Origin of the sequence: Vibrio fujianensis (assembly GCF_002749895.1) — a bacterium.
Lineage (GTDB): Bacteria > Pseudomonadota > Gammaproteobacteria > Enterobacterales > Vibrionaceae > Vibrio > Vibrio fujianensis.
In genome coordinates this window covers 124616-127877 of sequence record NZ_NBUS01000040.1, presented here as the reverse complement: position 1 = coordinate 127877, position 3262 = coordinate 124616, and the positions used below count along the sequence as shown (strand labels likewise).

3 protein-coding genes are annotated in these 3262 nt (G+C 43.6%); 2 read left to right on the top strand and 1 reads right to left on the bottom strand.

Annotated elements, in window-relative coordinates:
- Together B7C60_RS18120 and glgB are read left to right on the top strand one after the other, a co-directional pair.
- Positions 1–198 (top strand): 4-alpha-glucanotransferase (locus tag B7C60_RS18120; protein ID WP_245868716.1); only part of this gene is annotated, 198 nt, incomplete at its 5' end.
- A gap of 244 nt (positions 199–442) precedes the next feature.
- A complete protein-coding gene (gene glgB / locus B7C60_RS06490; protein WP_170887347.1) occupies positions 443–2626 on the top strand; it encodes a 1,4-alpha-glucan branching protein GlgB in 2184 nt (727 codons plus the stop codon).
- Positions 2627–2687: 61 nt separating this feature from the next.
- Here the strand turns inward: glgB and B7C60_RS18115 are convergent.
- The coding region (locus B7C60_RS18115) for an AEC family transporter (protein WP_245868715.1) at positions 2688–3262 on the bottom strand (575 nt) is incomplete at its 5' end.

The following is a 3262-nucleotide window of genomic DNA, read 5'->3' as shown; positions in this document are numbered from 1 at the left end:
GGCTCTTCAGCTTTACTTAGCGTACAACTTGAAGACTGGTTAGAAATGGATAAGCCTGTGAACATACCTGGTACGGTGAATGAATATCCTAACTGGCGTCGTAAACTCTCTATCAATTTAGACGAGTTATTTGCCCGTGAGGACGTGAACCGTATTGCCGCGAAATTGACCGATATCCGGGCTAAAGCTCGCCATTAACCTACTCGTCATTAAACTAAGAGATGGCCTAGTGTTTTCTTTGTCATGAGTTTCATAAATTAAGGCTAGGTCACTCCATGTTGGATTAGAGTTCGTTAAGATGTCTTTAATTAAATAACCAAATGGGTATTACGTTTCTTTATAGATGATTTTTCTAAGCGTGCTCTGGTTATTTTTACGCTAACAAGCCCGCTTTGTGCGGGCATTTTTTCCATTTTGAGAGAGTCGGCTAGGAGAAGGTATATTGAAACCCATAAAGAAACCATCCAAAAAACAGCAAATCTATCATCAGTTATCTTATGCTGCTTTTGCTGATCCCTTTTCATTTCTAGGTCCTTACCTGCCAACAGAGCAAGGTGCGTTAAGGGTTTGGATGCCTGGTGCTGATAAAGTCGAGCTGTTAGTTGACGGTCAGCCACGTATTGAATTATCGCCAGAAGAGCCTGGCGGCTTTATTTTAAAGTCTGAGCTTGATTTACAATGGACACACTATCGACTAGCGGTTGATTGGGCTGGGGTTGAGCAAATCATCGATGATCCTTACCAATACCACGCTTTATATGCGGAGTATGACGATCTCCATACCCCAAAACAGATGTATCACCAAATGGGATCACAATTTGTTACGTTAGAACGTGACGGACAATCGATCAGTGGGGTTCGTTTTTTAGTTTATGCGCCTCATGCATCGGCTTGTAGTTTGATTGGCGCGTTCAATCATTGGGATGGTCGTCGTCATCCAATGCAGCGGCTTGACTATGGTATCTGGGGGATTTTTGTGCCCGATTTACCAGAAGGCACACAATATAAGTTTGAACTCAAAGGGCCACATGGCGAGAGCTTGCCACATAAAGCAGACCCATGGGGTTTCTATGCTGAGCAACACCCTTCTTTTGCCTCGATCACTTATAACCATCACCGTTATGATTGGCAAGATTCAAATTGGCAACAACGGGCAGTGACAGAAAAACGTAAGCAAGCCTTATCATTCTATGAATTACACCCCGGATCTTGGAAACGAGCCGCCGATGGCCGTTTTTTAACATATCGTGAATTAGCGGATGAATTGGTACCTTATTTACAAAATATGGGATATACCCATGTTGAGTTAATGCCGGTTTCAGAACATCCTTTCTATGGTTCCTGGGGCTACCAGCCTGTCGGACTTTTTGCGCCGACCAGTCGCTATGGGTCTCCCGACGATTTTAAATATTTTGTAGATCAATGCCATCAAGCTGAAATTGGTGTGGTATTGGATTGGGTTCCAGCTCATTTCCCATCTGATTCACATGGTTTGGCAAACTTTGATGGTACGCCACTTTTCCATGATCCTGATCCGCGTCGTGGGTGGCATCAAGATTGGAGTTCATACATCTACGATCTAGGTCGTGAGCATGTCAGACGCTTTTTAGTTTCTAATGCTTTGTATTGGTTTGAAATGTTCCATATTGACGGTATTCGGGTTGATGCGGTTGCATCCATGCTTTATCTCGACTATTCCCGTAGCCATGATCAGTGGATTCCTAATGTTGATGGTGGACGTGAAAATTACGATGCCATTGCAACGTTGAAGTGGATGAACGAGGAAGTATATAAGCATTTCCCTAATGCGATGACGATTGCCGAAGAGTCAACCGCGTTTCCCGGTGTTTCCGCTCCGACTTTTAGCGGAGGGTTAGGGTTTGGATTTAAATGGAATATGGGCTGGATGCATGACAGTTTATCCTATATCAAAGAAGATCCGATTCATCGTAAATATCACCATAATACATTAACTTTTCCACTGATTTATGCCTTTAGTGAGAACTACATATTATCACTTTCGCACGATGAAGTTGTGTATGGTAAGCAATCATTGATTTATAAAATGCCTGGAGATGAGTGGCAACAAACTGCCAATATGCGTGCTTATTTAGGTTATATGTATGGTCAACCGGGTAAAAAACTCAATTTCATGGGCGCTGAATTTGCTCAAACATCCGAATGGAATCATGATGATCAATTGCAATGGTTCTTGCTTGAATTTGATCGCCATAAAGGGGTACAAAATTTAGTGCGAGATTTGAACCATATGTACCGCGTTGAAAGTGCACTGCATGAACTAGATTGTCAACCACAAGGGTTTGAGTGGCGTTTGCAGGATGAAGCGCAGGCAAGCATTATTGCTCATGATCGCTTGAATGCAAAAGGGGAGCGTATCCTTGTGATCACCAACTTTACTCCAGTCCCTCATGAAGCATTCCGGTTAGGTGTTCCACAGGCGGCGAAATATCAACTGCTACTCAATACCGACAGCGCTGTTTATGGCGGAAGCGATTTTGCCGTGTTGGAGTCTGTGACGACTGAAGCGGTAGTGAGTCAAGATCTCGATCAATCATTACTATTGCGTATTCCACCGTTAGCAACGGTCTTTTACAAGCGCTTGTGATGTGTCGTTATCATGCGACGAAAAAGGCCCATTCGGGCCTTTTCTTACGCTGAGTTACGTTTTAAATTAATTGCCAATTGGCCAATAAGAAAATGCCAAATGTACAGGTAAAGAGAGAAAGTACCGTCGTTAAGGCAATGATATTGGCTGCTAAGGTTGCATTCCCTCCCATCGCTCTTGCCATGACATAGCTGGCAGCGGCGGTTGGTGCACCACTCATGAGAAAAACAATACCCAAATCCAATCCTCTAAATCCATACATTAGCGCAGCCCCGGTAATCAATATTGGTGACCAGACTAATTTATACACTGTGGCAAACCAAGCCGAATGAGTATCTTCTCTGAGCGATTGTATATTCAGAGAGCCGCCAGTACAAAGTAGTGCCAGTGGCAGAGTCATATTAGCAAAATAGTGTCCGGCATCTGCAATCATGGTTGGAATAGGCAGTGCGATCGAGTAGCAGATCATGCCTAATACAATAGAGATGATGAGTGGATTTTTAGTCAATGTTTTAAGTATGATGGTCGAGGCTTTGGTGCCATGAGCCTCTCCTTTTGCCGTCAAAGCAATCACCGCTTGGATATTATACAGTACCGTGGTGGATGCCACATAAATAGCTGCCAATGCCACCCCAG